The organism is Pseudomonas sp. RW407, assembly GCF_003176655.1.
Classification (GTDB): Bacteria; Pseudomonadota; Gammaproteobacteria; order Pseudomonadales; family Pseudomonadaceae; genus Pseudomonas; species Pseudomonas delhiensis.
Genome location: NZ_QGSL01000041.1, coordinates 1 through 1,447, shown reverse-complemented (window position 1 = coordinate 1,447; position 1,447 = coordinate 1). Strand labels below are relative to the sequence as shown.

General features: G+C 60.7%; 1 protein-coding gene. It reads right to left on the bottom strand.

The genetic code is table 11. From position 1 onward, the window contains the following. Positions 1-13: 13 nt before the first annotated feature. Complete coding sequence (locus DK254_RS05720; protein WP_109932575.1) at positions 14-1,345, bottom strand: IS4 family transposase; 1,332 nt, start codon at positions 1,343-1,345, stop codon at positions 14-16. Positions 1,346-1,447: the final 102 nt, after the last annotated feature.

The following is a 1,447-nucleotide window of genomic DNA, read 5'->3' as shown; positions in this document are numbered from 1 at the left end:
GGCGTAATGCTGTTCACTTAAGCGGAGCAGCATTGCGGTTCACCGGATAGCGGGTCTTCGAAATCTTCACCGCCCTTGGTCTTGCCGGCCTTGGGCGGCGATCCAGGAATAGCCCGCCGATCCCGGCCCGCAACTCCGCCAGGCGCCTTCCAGTGGCGGAAATCGGATTGGCTGCTGCCATCACGATCAGTTGAACGGCGATGTAATGAGCCACCGGCTTGAAGCGTATCTCGGATGCGGAACGGCCGAACGCTACCGCCGCCTGGCTCGCCTCACGGCGAATGACGTTGTAGCTCAGCAGCAACCCCCAGACTTCCTGATAGATCAGCTCAACCTTCTTGCTGCGCAGGGTGACCGCGTTCTGTTGCAGGGAACTCTTGATATCTCGGAAGCCCAGTTCGATCTCCCAGCGCTCCTGGTACAGATCGGCAACGGCCTTGGCGCTGTAGCGCTCGGCTGGCAGAGAGGTCAGCACGGTTTTCAGCTTGCCCTGACGTTCGTAGCTGACTTCACGTACCTCCCAGTAGGCCGGCAGCGCCGGGTTACGCTTTCGAGCCTGTGCCGACACCTTCATGCGCAGCAGGCGATCACGCTTGCCGTAACGGACCAGTTCTTCACCGACCAGGCCCTTGCGAGCCGGGATCAACCAGTGGCGGTTCGCCCCCGTCGTGGCGACGCCCAACAGCAAATCGGCACTCCAGAAGCCCTTGTCGAACAGGGTTACCGAGTGATCGGGGATTTGCTGAAGAAACTCGTCGGCCAAACGCATTTCACTGCGCCGGTAGGGGCTCAACTGGGCATCCAGGATCACGTGCGAGCGTACGTTCATCAACGCAACCAGGCGCATCATGGGAAACGGCGTCTGGCGGTCGGTGGCGGTGTTGCCGGAACCGAAATGCTTGCGCAGTTCAGTGCTGTCCGGGGTGCGCAGGAGTGCGCCATCCACCGCCAGGACCCGCAGATCCTGCCAGTTGTCTCCGTCATAGCGTTCGCACCCCCACTGCTTGCCGGTTTTGCGGAACAACCACTCGACCGGATCGGCGCCGAGCCGCTTACGGGCTTGGCTGATACCACTTCTCGCCAGCAGGTGGTCGGAAGCCAGGCCCTGAGCGCAGATATTCAGGCGCCTGGCCACTTCATGGACGGGCTCATCGCGGAACAACGCCATGCCCAGTACCAGCCAGAGCACCTGATCGGTAGGCAGACGCCGCCGCCGAATGCTGGCCTGTGAGGAAAGATGCAGTGCCGACTCCACCCACTCGATTGGAATGTTCTGGGTGAAGGTGCTCAGGTCGGAGAAGTTGAACAGGTCGCCCAGATCGAGCAGGTGCTGTTGGAAAGACATAAAAAATCCGATGCCAGAAGTCTGGCACCGGATTCTTGGGGAACACCTGCCGTGGCTCAAATGCTTAAGTGAACAGCATTACGCCTTGGGGCGGGCTTTTCG

Coding starts and splice junctions, on each gene's coding strand:
- DK254_RS05720 (WP_109932575.1), bottom strand. CDS start 1,345: ATGTCTTTCCAACAGCACCTGCTCGATCTGGGCGACCTGTTCAACTTC.